The organism is Halothermothrix orenii H 168 (genome assembly GCF_000020485.1).
In the GTDB taxonomy this organism is placed as follows: Bacteria; Bacillota; Halanaerobiia; order Halanaerobiales; family Halothermotrichaceae; genus Halothermothrix; species Halothermothrix orenii.
In genome coordinates, this window is record NC_011899.1 from 348061 (window position 1) to 369567 (window position 21507).

Genomic DNA, 21507 nt, shown 5'->3' on the forward strand with positions numbered 1-21507 from the left:
AGTTAAAATTAAGTTATGAGAAAAAGTAAGACTGGAGGTGAAGTCAATGCCTATTGCAGAAGTAACAATAGTTCCCCTTGGAACAGGTGAAACCAGTCTTAGTAAATATGTAGCCGGGTGTCATAAAGTACTTGCAGATGAAGAGGGAATAAAATATCGCTTAACCCCGATGGGTACAATTATAGAGGGAGAGCTTGATAGAATTTTCTCAGTAGTGAAAAAATTACACGAGGTTCCATTTGATAAAGGGGCATCCCGGGTTTTACTTAATTTGAGGGTTGATGATAGACGGGACCGGGAGGCGAGTATGGAGCAGAAGTTAAAATCGGTCAAAGATAAGTTATAATTTAAAGGCTATATATAGACTGGAAAATTAAATATAAGGTTAAGTTTTTAAAATGGAAATTGAAAACAGTTGAATAAAAAATTAAACAATAAAGAAGAGCCTTTTAAAAGGCTCTTCTTTGATATCGAGGAAATCAACAGATGTTTTTTGTAGATAATTTCTGGCATCAACATATTTACATTTTTAATTATCATGCGAAAGCTTATTGTTTTATCAGTGAAAATTAATGGTGCTGAAGGTGGGAGTCGAACCCACACGGGGGGTAAGCCCCACTGGATTTTGAGTCCAGCGCGTCTGCCAGTTCCGCCACTTCAGCATAATCCTGACAAAATATATATTAACATAAAAGATGAAAAAAAACAAGGGTAAAAATGTATAAAGCCGGGCAATCATCAAGGTGATAATTTGGTGAGATAATTTAGGGGGAGGCCCGGCTTTATTTCATATAATTAAATGTTTTTGATATACTAATTAAATGTTCCTGATATACTAAATTATATTGATTAATTTTAGATTCTTTTATGATATCAGGTCAGAGGTTAAGACTTCCCGAACCATTCTCTGAACGATTTCAATCTGGGCATAGGTTTTAATTTTGTTCCAGTCACCGCTTATAATACCCTTGGTAATATCTAATGGTAGACCAGTTTCAATTGCTAAAATTTCAGCTACCCTTTGTTTACTTAAATTTTCTAGCTGATTCCATTCAGTTTCCATAATAGCATTAATTTCTTCATCAGTCAGGCCCTGTTTTACCATCTGTTGTTTTAATGTTTCCTTTAATTTAGGAACAGCCACGTCAATATCACCGGTTGCCAGGCTTTTAATATCTTCCGGGCTTAATAAACCATCAGTCATATTGCTAACCTCTGTTGCTAAATCATTTTTAGTGATAATTCCGTAAGCTTTCATATATTTAATTTTGTTTTCATGATCATAGATCAAAAACACCTTATCTGTTTTCAGGATTTCGTTCATATCTACCAGTCTATTGTTTCTACCGACCAGTGTCTTATCATCAAAATCTAATACTTTTCTCTGTCCATTTAAGAGGTTAACTGATACTTTACGGGAAGCAGGATAAATATCACTTATATAGGCAGTATTATTTTTAAGCTGTGATTCAATAGTTAGATACTTGGCAGCTTCAGCCCTGGTAATGTACTCATCAGGGTAAAAGTTTTCCGAAACGTCCCTCTCAATAAGACCTATTTTCTTTCCGATTTTTAAAAAGTTAGCAGCCCAGTGGTTTTCCGGAACATCTTTAAAAGAAGGTTGGTCAGAAAGGTTGATCTTTTGTTCTTCGTTCATAATCCCGAGGGATTTTAATAGAATGACGACAGCTTCAGCCCTGCTGAGGGGTTTTTCCGGTCGGAAAGTACCGTCCGGGTATCCCTTAAAAATCTTCTCTTTAACTAAAGGAGTGATCAGGGTATAACCCGGGTAACCTTCTAGATCTTTAAAACTGGTAATGCTGTCAGGTAAAAGCCCCAGTTCACGGGAAAGAGCTTTAGCAAATTCTCCTCTGGTTACGGGCTGTTCCGGCCTGAAGGTACCATCCGGGTAGATTTTCATTGTACCCCGGTTAATTACATTTAAAATGTAATCCTGGGCCCAGTGATTGGTTATGTCATTGGGTTCATCAATAGCAGTTACGGCAAGAGGAATAACAAGGATAAGTAATAAAAGTGCAGTTAGCTTAAACCTCATAATAATCTCCTTTCGTGTTGTAAAATTTGAATTAATAAATAATTATCAGTATAATAAATATATTGAGTGTAACAGGAAGAGCATTACAGAAGATGACATAATACATCTCCACATACAAATAATATCATAGATTACAGAATATTACTATAGACTGACATATGTAATTTCTGGTATAAAAATAACACCTACTTTAAATTAACCTCTTGTAATCAGATATTTTTTATGCTATAATTTATGATGATGAGCGGACATAGCTCAATTGGTAGAGCGTTGGCTTCCCAAGCCAAAGGTCGCGGGTTCGATCCCCGTTGTCCGCTCCATTTTTTATTGTACATATAAAAAGGGTTATGGCTATTGGTAAAAAATGGCCATAACCCTTTTATTTTATAAATATAGCTATAATAGCAGGAAGAAGAAGACATAAAATAGAATATAATATTATATAGTAAAGCATAAACTGAATAATAGAACCAGTTGTTAGGTAGCAATGGGATAGAATATTTCAATAAATTTCAGACTGTTTAGTATATTATTAACAATTAGTTATGTAAAATACTTAAAACGCTTCTGATTTTCTATGGACTGGTATTAATTAAGTAGAGGAGGAAGAAAGTGAGAGATATAAAAAATTTAAAACCAGAGGAATTGAAAAATGAAATTGATCCTGACCTTTTTTCGTTTAAAACTACCGAGGAAATAACCCCTTTTACCAGTGGTATAATTGGCCAGAGCCGGGCTGTTAAGGCTATGGATTTTGGGCTAAGGGTCAAACAGGAAGGGTACAATATTTATATGGCTGGAATAACCGGAACGGGTAAAACCACCTATGCCAGAACCCTTACTAGAAGGGAGTCAAAAAAACACCCTGTTCCCCCTGATCTCTGCTATGTATTTAACTTCGAAGAACCTGAAAAACCACGGGCTTTAAAATTACCTGCCGGGACAGGTATACATCTAAAAAAAGATATGGACAATATTATTGAGGAGCTGAAGGTAGAAATACCTAAAATATTTGAGAGTGAAGAATATGAAGAACAGAAAAACAGGATAATGAATAGATACCAGCAGCTGTCAAATCAGATTATGGAGGAATTTGAAATTGAAGTCAGGGATAAAGGCTTTATTCTGCAGCAGACTGTTCAGGGGCCGCTAACTGTACCCATTGATGAAGATGGAAACCCTATAACCCAGGAAGATTATCAAAGTTTACCTGAAGATAAACGAAAAGAAATAAGGGAAAAAAACCAGGAAATCCAGAACAAAATGGATGCTATTATGAAGAAAATAAGAGGATTGAAAACCGAGGCCCAGGAAGAGTTAGAAAATCTGGAAAAAAGTATGGTTTTATCTGTGGTAAAACCTATAATAAATCATCTGAAAGAAGAGTATCGTTTCTGTCAGGATATATTGGATTATCTGGATGATGTCAAGAACGATATAGCCAAGAATCTGGGGATGTTTAAAGGGGATAATAAGAATAAAGAGGCAAAAAAAGCCTCTCTTCCTTTTACAATGGAAACAGGTGATGATGACTTTTTTGTCCGTTATAAGGTTAATTTACTGGTAAACAATAGGGATACTGAAGGGGCTCCCGTCATTGTAGAAACAAATCCAACTTATTATAATTTATTCGGCAAAATTGAGGGAAGAAGCCAGTTTGGAACAGTTACCACAGATTTTACGATGATTAAGGGAGGTGCCATTCATAAAGCTAATGGTGGGTATTTGATTCTTAAAGCAAAGGATATATTACGTAATCCCTATGCCTGGGAAACACTTAAAAGGACCCTCATAAACCAGAGAATAGTGGTTGAAAATATCGGGGAACAATACCGGACTGTTCCGGTATTAACCTTAAAACCGGAGCCCTTTGATATTAAATTGAAGGTAATAATGATAGGTAATCCTATGATATACCAGCTTTTATATAACCATGATGAAGAGTTTCAAAAACTATTTAAAATCAGGGCCCATTTTGATGTAGAGATGGAAAAAAATAATGAAAATATAGAGAAGTTTGCTTCCTTTATTGCTTCTGTAAGTAACCGTGAAGGAATCAAACACTTTACAGCCGGGGCTGTTGCTGAGGTAATCAGCTATAGCAGCCGGCTTGCTGGAAAAAAAGATAAGTTATCCACCAGGTTTAATCAGATAATAGAAATATTATATGAGGCCAGCACCTGGGCTGAACTTGACAATTCCAGTTATGTAGAGGCAAGCCATGTTATCAAGGCTGTTGAAGAGAAAGAGAGAAGGGCAAATTTAGTTGAAGAAAAGATGCAGGAAATGATTGAAAAAGAGCAAATATTGCTTGATGTGACCGGGGAGAAGGTCGGGCAAATTAATGGTTTATCGGTAATACAGACCGGCGGTTATTCCTTTGGCCGTCCTTCCCGGATAACAGCCCGGACCTTTATGGGACGGAAAGGTGTTATAAATATTGAGAGGGAAGCTAAAATGAGTGGCAAGATTCACAACAAAGGGGTTTTAATTCTTTCTGGTTTTCTTGGTGGTAAATATGCCCGGGAAAGACCCCTGACCCTGTCAGCTTCACTGGCGTTTGAGCAAAGTTACAGTGGGGTAGATGGTGATAGTGCCACCTGTGCTGAATTGATTGCCCTACTATCGGCCCTGACCGGATTACCGGTAAAACAGAACCTGGCTATAACCGGTTCCCTTAACCAGAAGGGGATGGTGCAACCGGTGGGAGGAATTAATCAGAAAATAGAAGGTTTTTATAAGGTCTGTGAAGCAAAAGGTTTAACTGGAAAGCAGGGAGTCATTATTCCGGAACAAAATACAGATAATTTGATGTTAAAAGAAGATGTTATTGCTACTGTAAAAAGAGGGGAATTTCATATATATTCTATTAAGGAAATAGATGAAGCTATAGAGCTGATGTTTGGTCTTTCTGCCGAAGAGGTACACACTAAAGTTGAAGAGTCCCTTGATAAAATTAATGAAAAGGCCAGAGAATTTAACAGAGAGTTTAAAGAGGGGCGCAAAAAAGAAGAATTGGCAAAAATAATTATTAAATATTATTAATTAAGAGATTCCTCAATTAATAATAAATAGAATAATTGAAGTTAAGCAATAGGGAGCCGGGAGGCTCCTTTTTTTATAATAATTGTTCTAGATGGAATAATAAAATTAGTGTTTTGATTTATTAAAATGAAAAGAGGGGATATGTAATGACATCATTTTTAAAAGCTCTGACGAGATTATCTCTCTCAAATGTGGTAATAATATTAGTGGTTTTAATATTAATGGTCCAGTCTGTTTCCGCACAGAAGTTTTATGAGATAAATGGATGGGAATTCAGAGATACCAAGGAGTTTATACAGTGGTGGTTAAGAACAGAATCTGATTACATCTCAGAGATTTTATTGTTTGATTCCGTAAAACTGGGTGGCGAAGTAATGAATGGGTTTTATCTTTCAAGGCCAACCGGAGAGGTAAAGCTTCTCAGGGTTGTATATACCGGTTTTGATAAATCAGGTAACATTTATTTAAAAATGTATAAAAAAAAGGATAATCTGTCTCCGGTAGATGAGACAGAGCTGGAGAGTATGGTTAAAGACCTTATTAACTCAAAACAGGCCATGGAAGATCCCATTTTTTCCAGGCAACAATTTTTTAAATCAATCACAGATTATTTTGAAGATGAGGGACTTGAACTTACGATAGATCCCTCGAAAACAATAATTATAGATATTCTGGAAACTATACCCTTTTTAAAGTTAGAGGCAGATTCCAAAACGTCAATACTAAATACCAGGGTGACAAAATAACAGGGAAGGGTGTTAATATGAGAACTATCTGGAAGGGTGCCATTAGTTTCGGACTTGTAAATATCCCCATTAAACTGGTTACGGCTACCACCAAAAAGAATATCAGATTCCGTTTTCTCCATAAAGAATGTAAAACTCCGGTCAGCACTAAAAGGTTTTGTCCTACCTGCAAAAAAGAAGTGGAATACGGGGATCTGGTCAAAGGCTATGAATATGAAGATAATAAATTTGTTGTTTTAAAGGATGAAGATTTTGATAATATTCCGGTAAAGTCTACCAAAACTATTGACATTGTTGATTTTGTTAAACTGGAAGATATTGATCCTGTTTACTATATAAAAACCTATTATTTGAACCCGGCCGAAGGGGGAGAAAAACCTTATTTGTTATTAAAAAAAGCCATGGATGATACCGGCAAAGTAGCCATTAGTAAAATAACTATCAGAAAAAAAGAAAGTCTGGCCGTGATCCGGGTTATGGATGACGTTCTGGCTTTGGAGACAATGTTTTTTGCTGATGAAGTCAGGCCAGCTTCAGAGCTGGGACTTAATAATATTGAAGAGAAGATAAAAATAGGCAAAAAAGAGGAAGAACTGGCTGTTGAAATTGTTAATAACCTTACTACCGAGTTTAAGCCGGAAAAATACACCAATGAATACCGGGAAGAACTGATGAACATAATTAGACAGAAAATTGAAGGTAAAGAGGTCGAAACACCGGATGTTGTTCCTGAAGAAAGGAAGATTGTTGACCTTATGGAAAAACTAAAGAAAAGTGTTGAGGCCACCGAAGAGGGAGAAGGAAAGAAAAAGAAGAAGACCAAGAAAAAGACCGGGTAGTTCCTGGCGTATTTTTAAAAGGGTTTCCCAGATGTTACCCTTCTGTTTGATTCTAGTTTCAATATTTTTAATATTGTAATTATCTGGATTGAGATCCGGGGTTATTTCTGACCATTTTAGAGGGGTAGAGACGGTGGCCTTACTGGTGGGCCTTAAAGAATAAGGGGCAGGAAGGGTTTTGGATTTACCGTTCTGTCGGTAATCTATATAAACCTTACCCTGCCTCTTATTTTTTCTCCATTCTACAGTAGCCTGTTCTGGTTTTAATTTGATTACCATTTCCGCTACATTTTGCAGGAAGCTTCTTATTTCTTTATAAGTGTATCTTGTTTTAACAGGAATATAAACATGAAGTCCCCTCTTGCCAGAGGTTTTCACAAATGACCTGACATTAAATTCATCCAGGATATTTTTAATGGTCAGGGCGATATCAACTACATCTTTCATAGATGATTTAGATCCGGGATCCAGGTCAAATACAGCAAAATCAGGTTTATCAAGGTTAGTGGTAGTTGAAAACCAGGTATGTAGTTCTATTGAGGCCCGGTTAGCAACCCAGACAAGGTCTGATAGTTTGTTTATAGTAACCCAGTTTATTATATCCTTTCGATGGCCCGAGAAAATACCATAAGTGGATAGCCAGTGGGGGGCATAATCGGGGCAGTCTTTCTGATAAAATGATTTACCGTTAATTCCATCCGGGTAACTTTTCATGGACAGGGGGCGGTTTAAGAGGTATTCTTTAAGATAGGGATACATATTTATATAGTAATTAATCAAATCACCTTTAGTATAACCCAGTTCAGGCCATAGGACCTTATCAAGATTGGTTAATTGAACATCGTGTTTACCGATGGTAAGCTTCAATTGATATACTCCTTCATATTTCCTTTATATTTTAAGTTTAACCACAAATCCATGCCGGAAAGTATTGTTACTGGTAATTTCAGTATACTTAACTTTACATTGAATAGCCGGTTTTACCCATGATATCCCCTGTTTATGCCTGACTTTAAACGGGGGTTTTTTTACTTTTAGAGTAGGTAAAAAACGGAATAAGGCCTTTTTTTCAGCTTCATTCAGGGCTATTTTTACCCTGCCCATAAAGGATATTTTATTATTATCTTTTAAATATTTTCCCACTAATAAAGCCTCTTTATCCCTGGTAAAGCCTACAATTACAGCCGTTGTATACTGCCAGATTTTAATTTTGTACCAGTATTTACTCCGCTTAAATTCATAGGGAGAGTTAACCTTTTTGGCGACAATTCCCTCCAGTCCTTCTTCTTCGGCCATTTCATATAATTCTTTACCCTTTTCTTTTATATATTTGGACCTTTTTAAGCGGTTACTTTCCTGAATATAATTCTGCAGTATTTTTTTTCTTTCAAGAAGGGGTGTCCTGGTTAAATCATTATTATTTAAACCCAGGATATCCCAGGTAATATATGTCACTGGGTATTTAATATTACTTTTTTTCTGCCAGATACGGCCCTGCAGCTTTTCAAAGACAGGTTTTCCATCCCTGTTGAGGTAGCATATTTCACCATCAAGGACTGCGTTAGTTCCTTTGAACAATGAGGTTATTGACTTTAATTCAGAAAAATATGGGGTCAGGTTTTTTTGGTTGCGGCTCTGTAAGAGGAGGTTATTATCATTAATAAATGCCAGGGCCCGGTAGCCGTCCCATTTTAGTTCAAAAATGTAATCAGGGGAATTAAATGGTTTTTCAATTTCAAATAAGAGCATGGGCTGGAGGGGAGGTTTTAACATTTTCAAAAATCCTTCCTGAAAAAATAAGCGGGAATAACTCCCGCTTATAGGTAAATTTAATTATTTATTACCAGGTTTAAAGGTCACACATTTTGTCTGGGCGGAATCGGAGGAATCCTTGCCCATCATTCCTACTTCCATATCATTTTCTCCGAGGAAGTTTTTGGCCACCTGAATAGTATCGGCTTCACATTCCAGATCATTGTTGTAACGACAATTATCTACTGAGCATTTTACGTCAGTCAAGGTATCACCTCCTTTATCTTATTTTTTCTCCAGAAGTATTAAATTATTCTCAACCCTGCTTAAGACGGTTAACAAATATATTAATATTATCATTATTGTCTTTTCTAACTTCTGTAACTTCAAAGTCTCCTGTGTGGTATTGGCCAGTATTAATTTTAATTTTTTCACCTATTCCAGGGATATCATTGATATTTCTCATTTCTGCTATTTTGGGGTAGCCCATTTTATTGAGGTAAACATTTACGGACATATAACTCACCCTTATGTTTTTTATATTTCTCCTGGCTTAAAAAAGATAAGCCAACAGTGTTTACCCCCTGTTATTTTTTAAGAAAGGATAACACTGTTGGCAAATTATATTATCCCCCGTTTTCGGGATAATATTAGTTTTTTATTGTATTTAAAAATGTTAGTTTTTAGGAACGATTACTTTTTTCTTCGTTTTTGTCTTTACCGGAAGTATACTGGGCTCCATACTGGTTAACACCTGTTCGCTGCTGCATGGTCGGGCTGTTTTCACTGAGACCGGAAATAGGATTAGTACTCCCCTGTCTATCTGGCTGGCCTGCCTCATAGCTGGTACCACTCTGGTTCTGGGTACTGTTAAAACCATACTGCTGGGGCTGGGTTGTATACTGCCCCTGGTATTGTTCACCGTAATTTTGTTGGGGTTGGTACTGATTTTGACCTGATGTTTGACCAGGTTGATTCCTTAGATTACGGATGAGTTGTTCTGAACTTGATATTTGATGGTTGATTTGATTGATCATACTATTAATGTTCTGTCTCAATTGCCTTAAATTGTTCTCAATCTGGTTTAGCTGGTTCATACACATTCCTCCTTTGTGATTTCTTGATTTATCTTTTAGTATGTTCAAAATTATGTAATTATATTAAAAAAATATGATTAATAAATAGTCTGTCTGACCATTTGAATTGTTTAATTATTTGCTTAGTGGGTAAGATAATTATTAAAACGAATATAGCAAGGGAGGTTGTTTATGGACTTTTTTGCAATTATATGGCTAATTTTTATTATCATGACTTTTATCCCGGTCATAAAACAAAAAAGAATTGAAAAGGTCAGGGTAAGATTAATAAGAAAAATAGAGGATAAGACTAACTCTAAACTTATTGCTTTAATTCATCGCCAGGAGGCGTTAAGTTTTCTGGGAATACCGTTCCGGAGGTTTATAAATATAGAGGATTCTGAAGATATACTAAGGGCCATAAGAATGACATCAGATGACAAGAAAATTGTGATAGTTATTCATACGCCGGGAGGGCTTGTTCTAGCTGCTGAGCAAATAGCCCATGCCATAAAAAAACACCCTTCGAAGGTAACCGTTATTGTGCCCCATTATGCTATGTCAGGAGGGACTTTACTGGCTTTGGCGGCCGATGAAATAGTTATGGATGAAAATGCAGTTCTGGGGCCAGTTGATCCCCAGATTGGTAATTATCCAGCTCCTTCTATTGTTAAAGTTGTTGAAGAAAAAAGTGTAGATGAGATAGATGATAAGACTTTGATTCTGGGAGATGTAGCCCAGAAGGCCATAGTTCAGATAAAGGACCTGGTCAAAAAACTACTGGAAGGGAAAATGGATGAGGAAAAAGTAAACCGGGTGGCCGATGTTTTAACAGAGGGTTACTGGACCCATGATTATCCCATTACCGTAGAGAAGTTAAAGGGGCTGGGTATAAATGTCAGAACAGATTTATTTAAAGAAATATACCAGCTTATGGAACTGTATCCCCAGGCAGGGCATCGAAGGCCATCGGTTCAGTATATAAATTCAATTCAGTAATATGATTATTTTTATGTAGTAACAGAAAGGTAAACAATATAATACACTGCGTATAAAGGGTTCTGGGGAGAGAGGTATATTTCAGGGGTAACCTGTCAATAATTCATTACGGAGGTGGTGAGGTTGGAATTGTGCTTTTTCTGTGAAAAGATTAAAGAAATCAGGGAGAAACAGGGTAAGGATTATCTGGCTGACCTGTGTGAGGATTGTAAGAAAAAACTTCTGGAAGAAATTCTGAATTAAATAATTTTTATTGATTTTGTTTCTTAGATTTGCTAAAATAGTGAAGGAGAGCCGGTGTAGCTCAACTGGTAGAGCAGCTGAATCGTAATCAGCAGGTTGCGGGTTCAAGTCCTGTCACCGGCTCCATTGATATGACTGGGATTATAGCAGTTTTTAAAAAGCATAAAAAACGCTTACTACATCTATTTTACATCTATTAAAAAAACCCGGGAAAACCCGGGATATTTTTTTATTTATTTTTCCCTGGTTGGAGAAGATCCGGCCAAGGATTTTTTTATTTTAGGAGCTATATATTAATATTTGCTAAAAACCATATTAACCATATAAAACATATTTATTATTTAATTACTAGTCGATTTATTCGATAAATTCGATTAAATATTCTTTAGCCCTAACTGTATAGATTTTACCAGGTATTTTTTTACATAAATAAACATTAATTTATTTTTACAAGTATAGTCGATTTATTCGATTTAATAGATTTAATAGTAACTGCAATACTGACTAAAATAATATATTATATATGGGTATTATATCTTTTGGAAGGGATATGGCCCTTACCAGGGATTTTTATTTTTACTTATATGGACTATTTATACTATAAATACTCTAAAATAATTATTTTTTTTAAATTCCAACTACCCACAAATTGAGGGTAGTAGAAGGAAACCTGGTTATATCTAAAGATAGAATTGTATTTACTGAAGATGACAATTAACGGGGGATTTTAGTATATTTTTTTATTTAGTATTCTTATTTTTATGATACCAGGCATTTTTACGACAACGAGGACTGCAGTATTTCCCTTTACTATCTTTAGCCCAGAAAATATTTTTACAATAATTACATTCTTTAAGATGTTGAAATTGTGAATTTCCATTTTCATCTGTAGATATATCATCAAGAGTCATTAAATTATAAAGTTGAAAAAGTGCAGCATTTAGCTGGTTGTTATGAGTATAAATTTGTAACTTAAAAGTTTTATCATCTTTATCAAAAGCTGGTTTAATTTTAAAATTGTTATCAAAACTATTATCAATGTAATATGTTAATGTTTCTTCAATATTTTTCCCAGGTATTGAGTAATTGGCTTTAAATTTATTAATTATTTTTTTATCTTTAGTCTTAATAGCAAACCATAATTTATAAAAACTGTAAAGACCAGCAATTTTAGAACGAAAATCATTGATATTAACACCAAAAGTAAGCATATTATTTATTTTTTTTCTAGTATGATTTGTTTTTGCAAAGTCTATTTTTCCTATATAAGGCAAACCATATTTATTTATCCATTCTTTTATATTTTTTAAAGGAATGGCTTTTTTTATTTTGTCCGGGTCCCATTCATTTTTATTTTTATCTGGTAAAGATTTTTTTACTAAATTAATCAAAGATAATAATAGTTTAAAATTATTCATTGGATTTTTACCCTCAAAAGCATTTATTAGATCTTCATCTTTTAACTGCATTCCTTTACCTATAATGTATTCCTTATTTTTAATTTTCTTCACCTTATAATTCTTAAACTTCACAGGGAAAACAGAAATTTCCAGAGAATTACCTAATTTTTTAATGTTTAAATCATTAATGTTAACAGGTGTATTTGTCATAAAACCATCTCCTTTTAAAAAAATATATCTGACTGACGGATATTTAGACGCAATTTATATTGTATAAGTCTAGTATAGCAGATATAATTTAATTAGTCAAACGACATGAGAGCAAAAAGGGAGGTGTGTCCTTTGAACAGAGTTAAAGAAATTAGAAACAAAAAGGATTTAACTTTATTAGACTTAGCAAAAAAGACGGATATTGCTACAAGTGATATTTCCCAGATCGAGAATGGAAAGAAATTTCCCTATCCTGGGTGGAGGAAAAGATTAAGCGAAGCCCTGGAAGTACCAGAAAAAGAACTATTCCCGGAAATTGACAAGGAGTGATTTTTAATGAAAAAAGAAAAGGCAAGGCAATGGCAAAATGAGCCTCTTCTCTTAGACGCAAAAGATCTCCAGCGAATATTAAGGATTAACAAAAACCATATATACCGGCTATTTAAGCAGGCCTCATTCCCTTCAATACAAATAGGGAAAAGATATGTAATAGAGAAAAATAACTTCAGGGAATGGCTAAACCAGCAAAGCCGGAAAAATGAATTTATCAGCAGCTATAAAACATTAACTCCAGATGAGCAAAAACTTTATGAGAAAGCATTCTGGGAAGCGGTTAAATTCTTGAAGGATCGGGAGGCAGAACAACATGACAGAAGAGAAAAAGTTGCAAAACTTTTTAGCGAAACTGGATAAAGTAAAAAAGAAAGGACCCGATCAATGGCAGGCCAGGTGTCCAGCCCATGAAGATAAGGTGGAAAGTCTGTCAGTCTCCAGGGGAGATAATAAGATAAATTTTCATTGTCATGCAGGTTGTTCAGGAAAAGATATTTTGAGAGCAATGGGTTTAAACTGGAGCGACATTTATTTTGATGATGAACCGGGCAAGAAGAAAAAATCAAAGGTTGTTAAGGAATACATTTACAGAGATGAGAATGGCCGGCCTCTTCATAAAACTTTAAGAACTGCAAATAAAGACTTCCTTCAGAAAAGATACGAAAACGGCAAGTGGAAGTGGGGATTAAAAGGAGTCAGAACTGTATTATATAAGCTAGAAGAGGTTAAAGAGGCGATTAATAATAATGATGTAGTTTACCTTGTTGAAGGCGAAAAAGACGCAGATAACTTGCATAAAATTGGATTAACCGGGACTTGTAATCCTTTAGGGGCAGGTAAATGGAAACCGGGATATACCGAAACACTCAAAGGGGCCCGGGTTGTTATTCTTCCAGATAACGATAAGCCAGGTAAGAAACACGCAAGGAACATCGCAAAAGAACTGCACGGAAAGGCAAAATTAGTTAAAATCCTAGAGCTGCCTGGATTAGACAAAAAAGAAGATGTTTCAGATTGGTTAGATAAAGGTGGAACGAAGGAAAAGTTACTGCAATTAGTGAAAGATTGCCCGGAATGGAAGCCAGGTATTAATAATTGGCCCGATCCTCTTCCATTTAATAATTTTGATGTAAAGCCTATTCCAGTAAATATATTACCTAACTGGTTAAGCGATTTTGCAATAAATTTAGCTGAATTTACTCAAACTCCCATTGATATGAGTATAATGTTAATTATTTCAGCATTAGGAACAGCCTTAGCTAATAAAGGAGTAGTCCAGATTAGAAAAGGATATACAGAGCCGTTAAATATCTGGACATGCACGGTGCTCCCGGCAGGGAATAGAAAAAGCCCTGTATTTAAGAAAATAATGAAACCTATTTTGGATTATGAGGAAAGAAAACGGGAAGAGATAGAGCCGGAACGCAGGCACGCATTAAAAGAAAAGTCAATACTGGAAGACCAGTTAAAACAAAAAGAAAAAATAGCTGGTAATGCTAAAGACCAGGCTAAAAGAAAACAGATAATGCAAGAAATCTTTAATCTTGATGATGAAATACAGGAAATGGAGATCCCGACATTACCCAGGTTAGTTGCAAGTGATGTTACTACCGAAAAATTAGCAAAGTTGATGGAAGACAATAATGGCCGGATTGCAATATTAAGTCCAGAAGGAGATATATTTAAGTTAATGGCCGGCAGGTATAGTAAAAACGGTGCAGCAAATTTTGATAATTATAAAAAGGCCTGGACAGGTGGAGAACCTATCAGAGATGACCGCATGGCCCGTAAAGGTACTTATGTTAAAAACCCTGCATTAACGCAAGGATTAACAGTCCAGCCTGTTATATTAGAAGATTTGAAGGAGAAAAAAGCCTTTAAGGGTGAAGGTATTTTGGGAAGGTTTTTATATGCTATCCCTGAAAGCCCGGTTGGTAGCAGAAAAGTAGGAAATGAAGTCCCTGAATTATCTGATATAGCCGTTATGAGATATCAAAAAGGATTATCAGCATTACTTCATACAAGGCCAGCGGGAGAAAATAAAAACGGGGAATGGGAGCCGCATATTATTAAACTAAGCCCAGAGGCTTTAGAGGTTAGATATGAATTTGAAAGAGATATCGAAAAGGAATTAGGCCCAGAAGGGAAACTCCATAATATTGCTGATTGGGGAAGCAAACTTGTAGGAAATATAACTAGAGTGGCTGGATTGCTTCATATAGCCGGCCAGACAGACGCACAAAAAGGCCAGGCAACCAGGGATATATGGAATAAACCCATTGGCCCTGAAACTATGAAAAAGGCAGTTAAATTAGGATACTCCCTTATTGAGCATGCATTAAAAGTATATGATTTACTGGATACAGATCCAGAAATAGAATTAGCCCGATATGTATTAAAAAGAATAATGAGGGGTAAGGAAATGGAAAAGGCAGAGGAATTACCTAAAGACAAAGATACATTAGATAAATCAATCCTTATGGAATTATGTAAAGGCAAAAAAGAAATAAAAAGGCCAGATGATTTAAAGGAACCATTAAAATTATTAGCAGAACTTAATTATATTACAATAGTGGAAAGAGAAACAGAGGGAAGAGGCAGAAACCCTTCTCCATTAATAAAATTAAACCCTAAAGTACATTCGATAAATTCGATAAAAAAAGATACTGAATATAATAAATCGAATAAATCGAATAAATCGAATATAACTCCAGAAATAAAAAAAGATGAAAATGGAGTTATAATCGAAGGGATGATATAAAATGACTGGATATGAAATTATAAACGAATCAGAGAAGATTGGCTATAAATTAGAATTAAGGCCCGGTCCTAAGATTGGTTTATCATTAAAGCCGGGTTATAATCCCGATCCACAGGAAGCAGAAAGATTAATAAATAAATTGAAGGCAAACAAGGAAAATGTAATTGAATATTTACAATTAGATGATAAAGCAGCATTTAATAAATACATTGAAGAATTAAGGGAACAAAACCGATACGATCCCCGGCCAGATTTATCAGAGGACAGCGAATTATGGCAGACGGTATTAAAGGAAGCAGAGAAACAGGATAAGCAGGTATATAGTAATTTACATGGTTGCAGGTGTGGAGGAGCAAGGTTAAAGACAGAGAAAGGCCAGCTGAAACTTATTCCAGCTATTGGCCCGGATCAGTTTTGGAAGAATAAAGAGGAATGGGACCAGGACCGGAAAGAGTTTTTATTACCTTATGCCTCAGACATTAAAGAGATATTTATAAAAGTACAAAGGAAGTGTTGCTAAATGGGTGCTAAAATATATCAATTTCCTTTAAATGAAAAAGTAAGATTGGCCCGGCAAATTGTTGCTGACTGTTTGAAATATAATCAGCGAATACCTAAATTTATACTGGAATTAGCAGGATATAGGGAAGTGGTTTAATGCAGGCCTTACCCTATAGATATACCAAAACAGAACTTAAAGAATTATTAAAGAGCCTTACAGTAATTATTGATACCAGGGAACAGAAAAACCAGCATATAACTGATTACCTGGACGATAAAGGGATCCCTTATAAAACCAAAAAATTAAATTTTGGTGATTATTCATTTTACCTTCCAGAGCAGCCGGAATTAGGCATACAGCGGCCGATGTACTTCAATAATGAAATAGTGATTGAGCGTAAACGGTCCTTGAATGAACTAAGCAATAACTTTACCCATGACAGGGCCCAATTTGAAAATGAACTTATCCGGGCCAGTAATAGTAAATTTATTTTATTAGTTGAGAATGTTAAAGGATACCAGAATATTATAAAACATAACTACCGAACAGATTATAAACCTAAATCTTATATAGCAACCCTCCATGCATATAGGGCTAGATATAACCTAGAGATAATATTTATAGACCCGGCCTATTCAGGGAACTTTATCTATTACACCTTTTATTATTGGCTTAGAGAATACTTAAAATAGGAGTTGGCAATATGATAACGATAAGGGAAAGAGCAGGCCCAAATAATAAATAAACCATAAACTACTCAAAAATAAAATATTAAGGAGTTGAAACAATGAGTAAAAATACCCTTTTTAAAGTCTTTAATGAGAGTGATAATAACGCTGCAGAGATTTATTTGCATGGCCCGATCAGAAACCCTCTTCCAGATGAAGACGAAGAAGATGTTATAACCTTGAAAGAAGTAAGGAATAAGTTAAATAAAATAACTGCCGACAAAATAATAGTACACCTAAACAGTACAGGCGGGGATTTATTTCAGTCAGTTGCTATTCATAACCTGTTTAAGGATCATAAGGCAGAAATAATAATGATAAATGATGGTATAGCAGCAAGTGGAGGAAGTATTATCTTAATGGCCGGGGACAAGATTAAATTCTACCCAAACAGTATAATGATGATCCACGCTGCCCACACAATAACTTATGGTGATGCAAAATATCACAGAGAAGTTGCCAGGAAATTAGATAAGATAGATAAGTCTCTAAAGGAAAATTATTCTCAAAGATTTACTGGGGCTGAAAAAGAATTAGAAAAGCTTATCCAGGAAGAAACCTGGCTTACAGCTAAAGAGGCCAAAGAAAAAGGGTTTTGTGATGAAATAATAAGTGATAACACAGAAGAAAGCAGGGCAGAAAATAAGAGTAATAATCTATTTATGAATATGAAGACAAATAGCAATATTAAGGGTAAACTAATGAAGAAATATGGTAGTAGAAATAATAAATCATTACTCAATAAGCTAGGAGGCAATAAGTAATGTTTAACAAACTTAATAAAGTTATTAAGAAAAAAAGAGAAACCAGAAGGGGGTTAGTAACAAAATGACTGAACTTAAACTGCTGGAAAACCGAAAAGAAAAATTACAGTCAGAAGTTGATGGCTGGAAGGAATACGAGGATAAGGTTAAAGTATTATTGCCCTTTGAAGAAATTCAAAAGCTAGAAAAAGAAATTGAGTTGCTTAAATTAAAAGAACGCATAGTTAACAAAGAAATTGAAAAAGAGCGGGCTATAAGAGGGCAAAGTAAAGAACTAGATAGTATTTTTATCAGATTGCAAAAAGAAATAGAAGTAAAGAAAGAAAAGATTAGAGATACCCGGGAAATTGGTAAATCTATCAGAATAACTTATCATAACAAAAGTATCGAAGAAGATCCACGCAAAGATATTAAAAAGGAACTTGCAAGACAAAGCAAATATCAAAAGATTGTGGAATTATTGGGACAGCATATTGAACTAATACAGAAGCTTAATGTTAATGTTAGTAATATTATTAATAACGTTACTGATTACAACAAAGGATATGTAATTGATCGCTTAGTTAGTCCTTCTAGGGATAAGAAAGAAAGATTAAGAGAACTCAAAAAATCTTATGAGCAGAAGATAGCCCGGGGGCGAGGTCTTAAGAATGAGCTGCAAAGGGTTGAAAAAGAGCTGGAAGAAACCAGGGCAGAATTGATTGCAAGAAAAGAATTAGCAGTTTAAAGGAAAAGAAATTATGATTACAACCTTCCTGATAGAACAGAGATAATACACCCTCCCCGGTCAAAAAAATCACTTTTTCTATAGACTTTTGGGATCGGGGAGGGGGACACGACAAAGCAAAAAAATTGGTAAAATGTTTTAAACAGTGTCTAATTGTAACAATTAATAAAAGGAGGTAAAATATGACAGCTAATAAACGGGAACAAATTAAACGTGATTTACTGGATCAGCTAGATGAAGAAACAGCACAAAAGCGACATTTCCGGGATTTAGTCGATGACTACCTGCAATTATGGGATATCAAGAATATGTTAATTAAGGACATCAAAGAACGAGGCGTTGTGGTTGAATACAATCACGGCGGCGGCCAGTCTGGTTTTAAGAAAAACGATAGTATTAACGAGCTTAAGAAAGTCCATTACCAGATGATTAAGATATTAAAAACCCTCTCTATTGAAAGTAGCCCGAAGGAAAAAGAAGTTGAAATACCAGAAATGTAAGGGGGCTGAAAAAATGAAAAGAAGGATAACAAAAGAAACGATTAAACCTGAAGAGGTGGGCAAATTTAAAAATGCTTTATATGAAGTTAAGACTATTACACCATTAGTTGAAAATCCCATAAAGAGAACTTATATATTAACCCAGGCAGAGTTAACACAAATGTTAAAGGAATATGAAACCTATGGGGAGTTTTTAATCAGCATTAAAGTTATAGGAGGTAATGGTATTGCCTGAAACAGCCGAAAACCTACCATACTGGAAAAGTGAAGAGCCGGAAGTATTGATAAATAAGGCCTTACAGATTAAATATTATGGAGAGGCTGGAGCCTTGCAGCTAACGATGAGAGGAAAAGACAATCAAGGAAACAGTTATAATAAAAAAGGCGTTAATTTAAGGAAGCATATTCTGCAAAAACATCCCGAATTATTAAGAACCTTAGCTGAAATATTTACTGATTGGTATGATGAACTGCCAGAGGACAAGAAGGCAAAGGCCCTGGAAGGATAAAAAATAGTGCAGGGTAGTTTAAACAGCTGCCCTGCTTTAAAAGCAGAAGGTGCTAATAATGGTTGATGATTTTTTTAATTATGTTAAAGACGAATTACATTATTATTACAGACCGACAGAACTAGCAGCTATCAAAAAGAGAATTCATATTCTTATTGATGAAGTATATTTCAACGACCCGGATAATGACATTATATTTGATTTTACAAAAAGCAAAGATGAACTTTACCAGCTAAACCGAGAAAAAGCAGAAGAATTAGCCCGATTATTTGACAGATCCCCGGCCAGATTAATTCTTAAAGGCAAGGACCGGGAAATTATTAGGGAAAACTTGAAGAGAGAATGTTTACTTGATGGTATTGTTATTATTCAGAGCTTAAAAGAGATAATCAGGGGTGAAGATTAAAAATGATAGATAAAAACATTAAAGATATTACTTTACAGGATATTGTTAATCTTAATATTTATGATGATGTTAATTTTGATGAATATATAAATGTAATCAGGAAAGAGAAGCCAGGGGCAAAAGATGAATTACTTAAATTGCTAGACCGGGGTAACCAGGTTATAAAAAAATCTTTTATTGAAGAAGAACTCCAAAAACTAAAAAAGGAGCATAATCAAATCAATCCTGATTTTAATTTAGTAACTACAGACTATTTTAAAGGGCAAATTGAAAGCTTGATGGTATTAGCAAGCCGAACTGTTGAACCCGGGCCAGAAGAAGTCCAGAGCAAGAAAAATGGCTGGTATTTTAGGGGATATATTACTTTAGGGGAGTTAAAAGAATTACCCAGCATATACCCTTATTTTAAAAAGGCTTATAGTGAATATAACAGAGATGAGTGGGAATTAGAGCTTAATGTAGTTGGAGGCATTATCCAGGGTTACCCGGCGGTAGATGAAGAGACAATTAATTCCTGGAGAGATGAAGGGGTGTTAATGGAGCTATGGGGATTTGATAAAGGCAATAAAATGACGTCATTAACAGATATAATGGTTAATAGTTTATTGAAGTTAAAGAAACAGGCCCAGAAAATAAGAGAAAAAGGCAAGCCGGATAACTTGCATGAGGCCAGGATACTAAAGCTAGATAATGAAGGAAAGAAATTATTTAGTCATATATTTTATTAATACTGCCGGGGGTGTTTGACCCTTGAAGACAGATGTAACAACAGAGTTATTAAAATTATATTTTACCGGAGAGTTATCAAATATTATTAAAAGGTTGAAAGCAAAGAATAAAAGGCAATTATCCGACGATATTTACTGCACTCTTTATGGCATTGATTACAGTATAATTAAACCTGGTAAAGTAAATACTCATTCAGACCCGACAGGAAATAGGGCTGCTAAGATAGCTGACTTATATTATGAGAGACTAGTGGAAATTGAAAGATATCAGGAAATAATGAAGGAGGTTGAGGATTTTTTAAAAGAACTTAATAGAAGTGACAGGATTATAATACAATCATTAGTATTAGATCAGCCCTTAACTAATGTAGCAAAAGAAACGGGAATATATTATGAGAAGGCCAGAAGAAGAGCTCATCAATTAATAAATATAGCAAGAAATAAATTAACCCCCCCGTGATTAGGTAATAGGTACTTTATAAAAGAGCCAGTTATGGGGTTATGTAGTAGTACCAGTATTTTTATTCACTTAGTAAGGACACGACGAAGCGTCGACCCCTTGTAAATGTAGTCCAGCAGTATTATATCCACCCGCCCGAAGAAATTAATTAAAAAAATAAAGAGAACCCCTCACCAGCCCAGGTAAGGTATTAAATAAATTAACCTGGGGCAGGCAAGGGGCAAAGTATAAAGAAATCACTAAACGCAATTTTGCGTTATGACTTACATAACAAATCCAATTTTGGACTGGTTGTAATATAATTAATTTAGAAAGGCTATGTAATAAATCGAATTTATCGAATAAATCTATTCATATTTAAAATAATAATTTACTGCTTTTTAATCCATTCAATTTTATAACCTATAATATCAGCAATATCCTTAACTTCCTGATATTTTATTGTTCCCCTTCTTAATTTATTACTTAAATTTTCTGGGGAATAACTAGAATTATATCTTTTTTCTAATTCTGCAGCAACATCTTTAATAGTCCAACCCTTTGATATTATTTTTGCTTTTATTTCATCTTTAATAGTCATAAATAAGCCCCCATATGTTATTATTGCACTCTATTTATATTATACTAAATATGCAGTAAATAATCAAACTATATAGTTTATAAAATTACTATATAGTATTGACAAGATGATACAAAAGTATTATAATATAGTTAGTTAAATAA

Annotated in this window: 27 protein-coding genes, 3 tRNA genes and 1 pseudogene; 22 read left to right on the forward strand and 9 right to left on the reverse strand. The window is 34.8% G+C overall.

Annotation, left to right across the window (positions count from 1 at the left end):
* The first annotated feature begins 46 nt into the window (after positions 1-46).
* On the forward strand, positions 47-346 hold the full coding sequence (locus HORE_RS01790) for an MTH1187 family thiamine-binding protein (protein WP_012635285.1): 300 nt from the start codon (positions 47-49) through the stop codon (positions 344-346).
* Between the two features lie 227 nt (positions 347-573).
* Here the strand turns inward: HORE_RS01790 and HORE_RS01795 are convergent.
* Positions 574-662, reverse strand: a tRNA-Leu gene (locus HORE_RS01795).
* A 40-nt stretch (positions 663-702) separates the two neighbouring features.
* Here HORE_RS01795 and HORE_RS13330 point away from each other — a divergent pair.
* Positions 703-747 (forward strand): annotated as a pseudogene (locus HORE_RS13330) (KxYKxGKxW signal peptide domain-containing protein); the annotation flags it as partial.
* A 118-nt stretch (positions 748-865) separates the two neighbouring features.
* On the opposite strand, the gene HORE_RS01800 reads toward HORE_RS13330, so the two are convergent.
* The gene (locus tag HORE_RS01800; RefSeq protein WP_012635286.1) at positions 866-2056 is read right to left on the reverse strand and encodes an S-layer homology domain-containing protein; all 1191 of its coding nucleotides are present in this window, start codon (positions 2054-2056) and stop codon (positions 866-868) included.
* A gap of 244 nt (positions 2057-2300) precedes the next feature.
* On the opposite strand from HORE_RS01800, the gene HORE_RS01805 reads away from it, so the two are divergent.
* The 4 genes from HORE_RS01805 to ku all read left to right on the forward strand — a co-directional run bounded on the left by HORE_RS01805 (position 2301) and on the right by ku (position 6686).
* Positions 2301-2376 (forward strand) — tRNA-Gly (locus HORE_RS01805).
* A gap of 292 nt (positions 2377-2668) precedes the next feature.
* Entirely contained in the window at positions 2669-5101 is a 2433-nt protein-coding gene (locus tag HORE_RS01810; protein WP_012635287.1) for a Lon protease family protein, read from the forward strand.
* A 146-nt stretch (positions 5102-5247) separates the two neighbouring features.
* Positions 5248-5847 (forward strand): hypothetical protein, encoded by a 600-nt coding sequence (locus HORE_RS01815; protein ID WP_012635288.1) that lies wholly within the window; start codon positions 5248-5250, stop codon positions 5845-5847.
* A gap of 17 nt (positions 5848-5864) precedes the next feature.
* The gene (gene ku, locus HORE_RS01820) at positions 5865-6686 is read left to right on the forward strand and encodes a non-homologous end joining protein Ku (RefSeq protein WP_012635289.1); all 822 of its coding nucleotides are present in this window, start codon (positions 5865-5867) and stop codon (positions 6684-6686) included.
* Here ku and ligD (HORE_RS01825) read toward each other — a convergent pair.
* From ligD (HORE_RS01825) to HORE_RS01845, 5 genes are all read right to left on the reverse strand, one after another.
* Positions 6612-7553 carry a non-homologous end-joining DNA ligase gene (ligD, locus tag HORE_RS01825; protein ID WP_012635290.1) on the reverse strand — a complete coding sequence of 314 codons (942 nt, stop codon included), beginning with the start codon at positions 7551-7553 and terminating at the stop codon, positions 6612-6614. The genes ku and ligD (HORE_RS01825) overlap by 75 nt on opposite strands.
* A gap of 24 nt (positions 7554-7577) precedes the next feature.
* On the reverse strand, positions 7578-8459 hold the full coding sequence (ligD, locus tag HORE_RS01830; RefSeq protein ID WP_041605766.1) for a non-homologous end-joining DNA ligase: 882 nt from the start codon (positions 8457-8459) through the stop codon (positions 7578-7580).
* A gap of 60 nt (positions 8460-8519) precedes the next feature.
* Positions 8520-8705 (reverse strand): DUF1540 domain-containing protein, encoded by a 186-nt coding sequence (locus HORE_RS01835; protein WP_041605768.1) that lies wholly within the window; start codon positions 8703-8705, stop codon positions 8520-8522.
* 49 nt (positions 8706-8754) lie between these two features.
* Positions 8755-8955 (reverse strand): hypothetical protein, encoded by a 201-nt coding sequence (locus tag HORE_RS01840; protein ID WP_041605770.1) that lies wholly within the window; start codon positions 8953-8955, stop codon positions 8755-8757.
* Between the two features lie 166 nt (positions 8956-9121).
* On the reverse strand, positions 9122-9535 hold the full coding sequence (locus HORE_RS01845) for a hypothetical protein (protein ID WP_041605772.1): 414 nt from the start codon (positions 9533-9535) through the stop codon (positions 9122-9124).
* A 171-nt stretch (positions 9536-9706) separates the two neighbouring features.
* Between HORE_RS01845 and HORE_RS01850 the strand changes: the two genes are divergently transcribed.
* Together HORE_RS01850 and HORE_RS01855 are read left to right on the forward strand one after the other, a co-directional pair.
* Positions 9707-10513, forward strand: coding sequence for an SDH family Clp fold serine proteinase (locus HORE_RS01850; RefSeq protein WP_012635293.1), 807 nt, complete (start codon positions 9707-9709; stop codon positions 10511-10513).
* Positions 10514-10806: 293 nt separating this feature from the next.
* Positions 10807-10882: transfer RNA gene (locus tag HORE_RS01855), tRNA-Thr, on the forward strand.
* Positions 10883-11496: 614 nt separating this feature from the next.
* Here HORE_RS01855 and HORE_RS01860 read toward each other — a convergent pair.
* Positions 11497-12366 (reverse strand): zinc finger MYND domain-containing protein, encoded by an 870-nt coding sequence (locus HORE_RS01860; protein ID WP_012635294.1) that lies wholly within the window; start codon positions 12364-12366, stop codon positions 11497-11499.
* A gap of 132 nt (positions 12367-12498) precedes the next feature.
* Here HORE_RS01860 and HORE_RS12255 point away from each other — a divergent pair, with 132 nt between their 5' ends.
* From HORE_RS12255 to HORE_RS01925, 14 genes are all read left to right on the forward strand, one after another.
* A complete protein-coding gene (locus HORE_RS12255) occupies positions 12499-12696 on the forward strand; it encodes a helix-turn-helix domain-containing protein (RefSeq protein ID WP_050748586.1) in 198 nt (65 codons plus the stop codon).
* Positions 12697-12702: 6 nt separating this feature from the next.
* Entirely contained in the window at positions 12703-13059 is a 357-nt protein-coding gene (locus tag HORE_RS12260; RefSeq protein WP_012635295.1) for a helix-turn-helix domain-containing protein, read from the forward strand.
* Positions 13013-15460 carry a DUF3987 domain-containing protein gene (locus HORE_RS01875; RefSeq protein ID WP_012635296.1) on the forward strand — a complete coding sequence of 816 codons (2448 nt, stop codon included), beginning with the start codon at positions 13013-13015 and terminating at the stop codon, positions 15458-15460. The genes HORE_RS12260 and HORE_RS01875 overlap by 47 nt, the downstream gene beginning before the upstream one ends.
* Before the next feature lies 1 nt (position 15461).
* Positions 15462-15980 (forward strand): hypothetical protein, encoded by a 519-nt coding sequence (locus HORE_RS01880; RefSeq protein ID WP_012635297.1) that lies wholly within the window; start codon positions 15462-15464, stop codon positions 15978-15980.
* Positions 15981-16118 (forward strand): hypothetical protein, encoded by a 138-nt coding sequence (locus HORE_RS12855; RefSeq protein WP_167935745.1) that lies wholly within the window; start codon positions 15981-15983, stop codon positions 16116-16118.
* Positions 16118-16654, forward strand: coding sequence for an ERCC4 domain-containing protein (locus HORE_RS01885; protein WP_012635298.1), 537 nt, complete (start codon positions 16118-16120; stop codon positions 16652-16654). Before HORE_RS12855 ends, HORE_RS01885 begins: the two co-directional genes overlap by 1 nt.
* A 95-nt stretch (positions 16655-16749) precedes the next feature.
* The gene (locus tag HORE_RS01890) at positions 16750-17454 is read left to right on the forward strand and encodes a head maturation protease, ClpP-related (protein ID WP_012635299.1); all 705 of its coding nucleotides are present in this window, start codon (positions 16750-16752) and stop codon (positions 17452-17454) included.
* Positions 17455-17518: 64 nt separating this feature from the next.
* Positions 17519-18181: a V-type ATP synthase subunit I domain-containing protein gene (locus HORE_RS01895; RefSeq protein WP_012635300.1), complete on the forward strand. Its 663-nt coding sequence runs from the start codon at positions 17519-17521 to the stop codon at positions 18179-18181.
* A 182-nt stretch (positions 18182-18363) separates the two neighbouring features.
* Entirely contained in the window at positions 18364-18681 is a 318-nt protein-coding gene (locus tag HORE_RS01900) for a P27 family phage terminase small subunit (RefSeq protein ID WP_012635301.1), read from the forward strand.
* A 13-nt stretch (positions 18682-18694) separates the two neighbouring features.
* Positions 18695-18916, forward strand: a complete 222-nt coding sequence (locus HORE_RS01905; protein ID WP_012635302.1) for a hypothetical protein — start codon at positions 18695-18697, stop codon at positions 18914-18916.
* Positions 18903-19190: a hypothetical protein gene (locus HORE_RS01910; protein WP_012635303.1), complete on the forward strand. Its 288-nt coding sequence runs from the start codon at positions 18903-18905 to the stop codon at positions 19188-19190. The genes HORE_RS01905 and HORE_RS01910 overlap by 14 nt, the downstream gene beginning before the upstream one ends.
* 58 nt (positions 19191-19248) lie before the next feature.
* Complete coding sequence (locus tag HORE_RS01915) at positions 19249-19596, forward strand: hypothetical protein (protein WP_012635304.1); 348 nt, start codon at positions 19249-19251, stop codon at positions 19594-19596.
* A 2-nt stretch (positions 19597-19598) separates the two neighbouring features.
* Complete coding sequence (locus tag HORE_RS01920; protein ID WP_012635305.1) at positions 19599-20324, forward strand: hypothetical protein; 726 nt, start codon at positions 19599-19601, stop codon at positions 20322-20324.
* Positions 20325-20346: 22 nt separating this feature from the next.
* Positions 20347-20784, forward strand: a complete 438-nt coding sequence (locus tag HORE_RS01925) for a hypothetical protein (RefSeq protein ID WP_012635306.1) — start codon at positions 20347-20349, stop codon at positions 20782-20784.
* A gap of 370 nt (positions 20785-21154) precedes the next feature.
* Here HORE_RS01925 and HORE_RS01930 read toward each other — a convergent pair whose 3' ends face one another.
* Positions 21155-21364: a hypothetical protein gene (locus tag HORE_RS01930; RefSeq protein ID WP_012635307.1), complete on the reverse strand. Its 210-nt coding sequence runs from the start codon at positions 21362-21364 to the stop codon at positions 21155-21157.
* Positions 21365-21507 lie beyond the last annotated feature (143 nt).

What these genes read in the sequence shown, in the direction of transcription:
- HORE_RS01875 (WP_012635296.1), top strand. Translation starts at nt 13,013, where the DNA reads ATGACAGAAGAGAAAAAGTTGCAAAACTTTTTAGCGAAACTGGATAAA.
- HORE_RS01885 (WP_012635298.1), top strand. Translation starts at nt 16,118, where the DNA reads ATGCAGGCCTTACCCTATAGATATACCAAAACAGAACTTAAAGAATTA.
- HORE_RS01905 (WP_012635302.1), top strand. Translation starts at nt 18,695, where the DNA reads ATGAAAAGAAGGATAACAAAAGAAACGATTAAACCTGAAGAGGTGGGC.
- HORE_RS01815 (WP_012635288.1), top strand. Translation starts at nt 5,248, where the DNA reads ATGACATCATTTTTAAAAGCTCTGACGAGATTATCTCTCTCAAATGTG.
- HORE_RS01920 (WP_012635305.1), top strand. Translation starts at nt 19,599, where the DNA reads ATGATAGATAAAAACATTAAAGATATTACTTTACAGGATATTGTTAAT.
- HORE_RS12260 (WP_012635295.1), top strand. Translation starts at nt 12,703, where the DNA reads ATGAAAAAAGAAAAGGCAAGGCAATGGCAAAATGAGCCTCTTCTCTTA.
- HORE_RS01910 (WP_012635303.1), top strand. Translation starts at nt 18,903, where the DNA reads ATGGTATTGCCTGAAACAGCCGAAAACCTACCATACTGGAAAAGTGAA.
- HORE_RS01850 (WP_012635293.1), top strand. Translation starts at nt 9,707, where the DNA reads ATGGACTTTTTTGCAATTATATGGCTAATTTTTATTATCATGACTTTT.
- HORE_RS01790 (WP_012635285.1), top strand. Translation starts at nt 47, where the DNA reads ATGCCTATTGCAGAAGTAACAATAGTTCCCCTTGGAACAGGTGAAACC.
- HORE_RS01800 (WP_012635286.1), bottom strand. Translation starts at nt 2,056, where the DNA reads ATGAGGTTTAAGCTAACTGCACTTTTATTACTTATCCTTGTTATTCCT.
- HORE_RS01895 (WP_012635300.1), top strand. Translation starts at nt 17,519, where the DNA reads ATGACTGAACTTAAACTGCTGGAAAACCGAAAAGAAAAATTACAGTCA.
- ku (WP_012635289.1), top strand. Translation starts at nt 5,865, where the DNA reads ATGAGAACTATCTGGAAGGGTGCCATTAGTTTCGGACTTGTAAATATC.
- HORE_RS01915 (WP_012635304.1), top strand. Translation starts at nt 19,249, where the DNA reads ATGGTTGATGATTTTTTTAATTATGTTAAAGACGAATTACATTATTAT.
- HORE_RS01930 (WP_012635307.1), bottom strand. Translation starts at nt 21,364, where the DNA reads ATGACTATTAAAGATGAAATAAAAGCAAAAATAATATCAAAGGGTTGG.
- HORE_RS01845 (WP_041605772.1), bottom strand. Translation starts at nt 9,535, where the DNA reads ATGAACCAGCTAAACCAGATTGAGAACAATTTAAGGCAATTGAGACAG.
- HORE_RS01860 (WP_012635294.1), bottom strand. Translation starts at nt 12,366, where the DNA reads ATGACAAATACACCTGTTAACATTAATGATTTAAACATTAAAAAATTA.
- HORE_RS01900 (WP_012635301.1), top strand. Translation starts at nt 18,364, where the DNA reads ATGACAGCTAATAAACGGGAACAAATTAAACGTGATTTACTGGATCAG.
- HORE_RS01840 (WP_041605770.1), bottom strand. Translation starts at nt 8,955, where the DNA reads ATGTCCGTAAATGTTTACCTCAATAAAATGGGCTACCCCAAAATAGCA.
- HORE_RS01890 (WP_012635299.1), top strand. Translation starts at nt 16,750, where the DNA reads ATGAGTAAAAATACCCTTTTTAAAGTCTTTAATGAGAGTGATAATAAC.
- HORE_RS01880 (WP_012635297.1), top strand. Translation starts at nt 15,462, where the DNA reads ATGACTGGATATGAAATTATAAACGAATCAGAGAAGATTGGCTATAAA.
- HORE_RS12855 (WP_167935745.1), top strand. Translation starts at nt 15,981, where the DNA reads ATGGGTGCTAAAATATATCAATTTCCTTTAAATGAAAAAGTAAGATTG.
- ligD (WP_041605766.1), bottom strand. Translation starts at nt 8,459, where the DNA reads ATGTTAAAACCTCCCCTCCAGCCCATGCTCTTATTTGAAATTGAAAAA.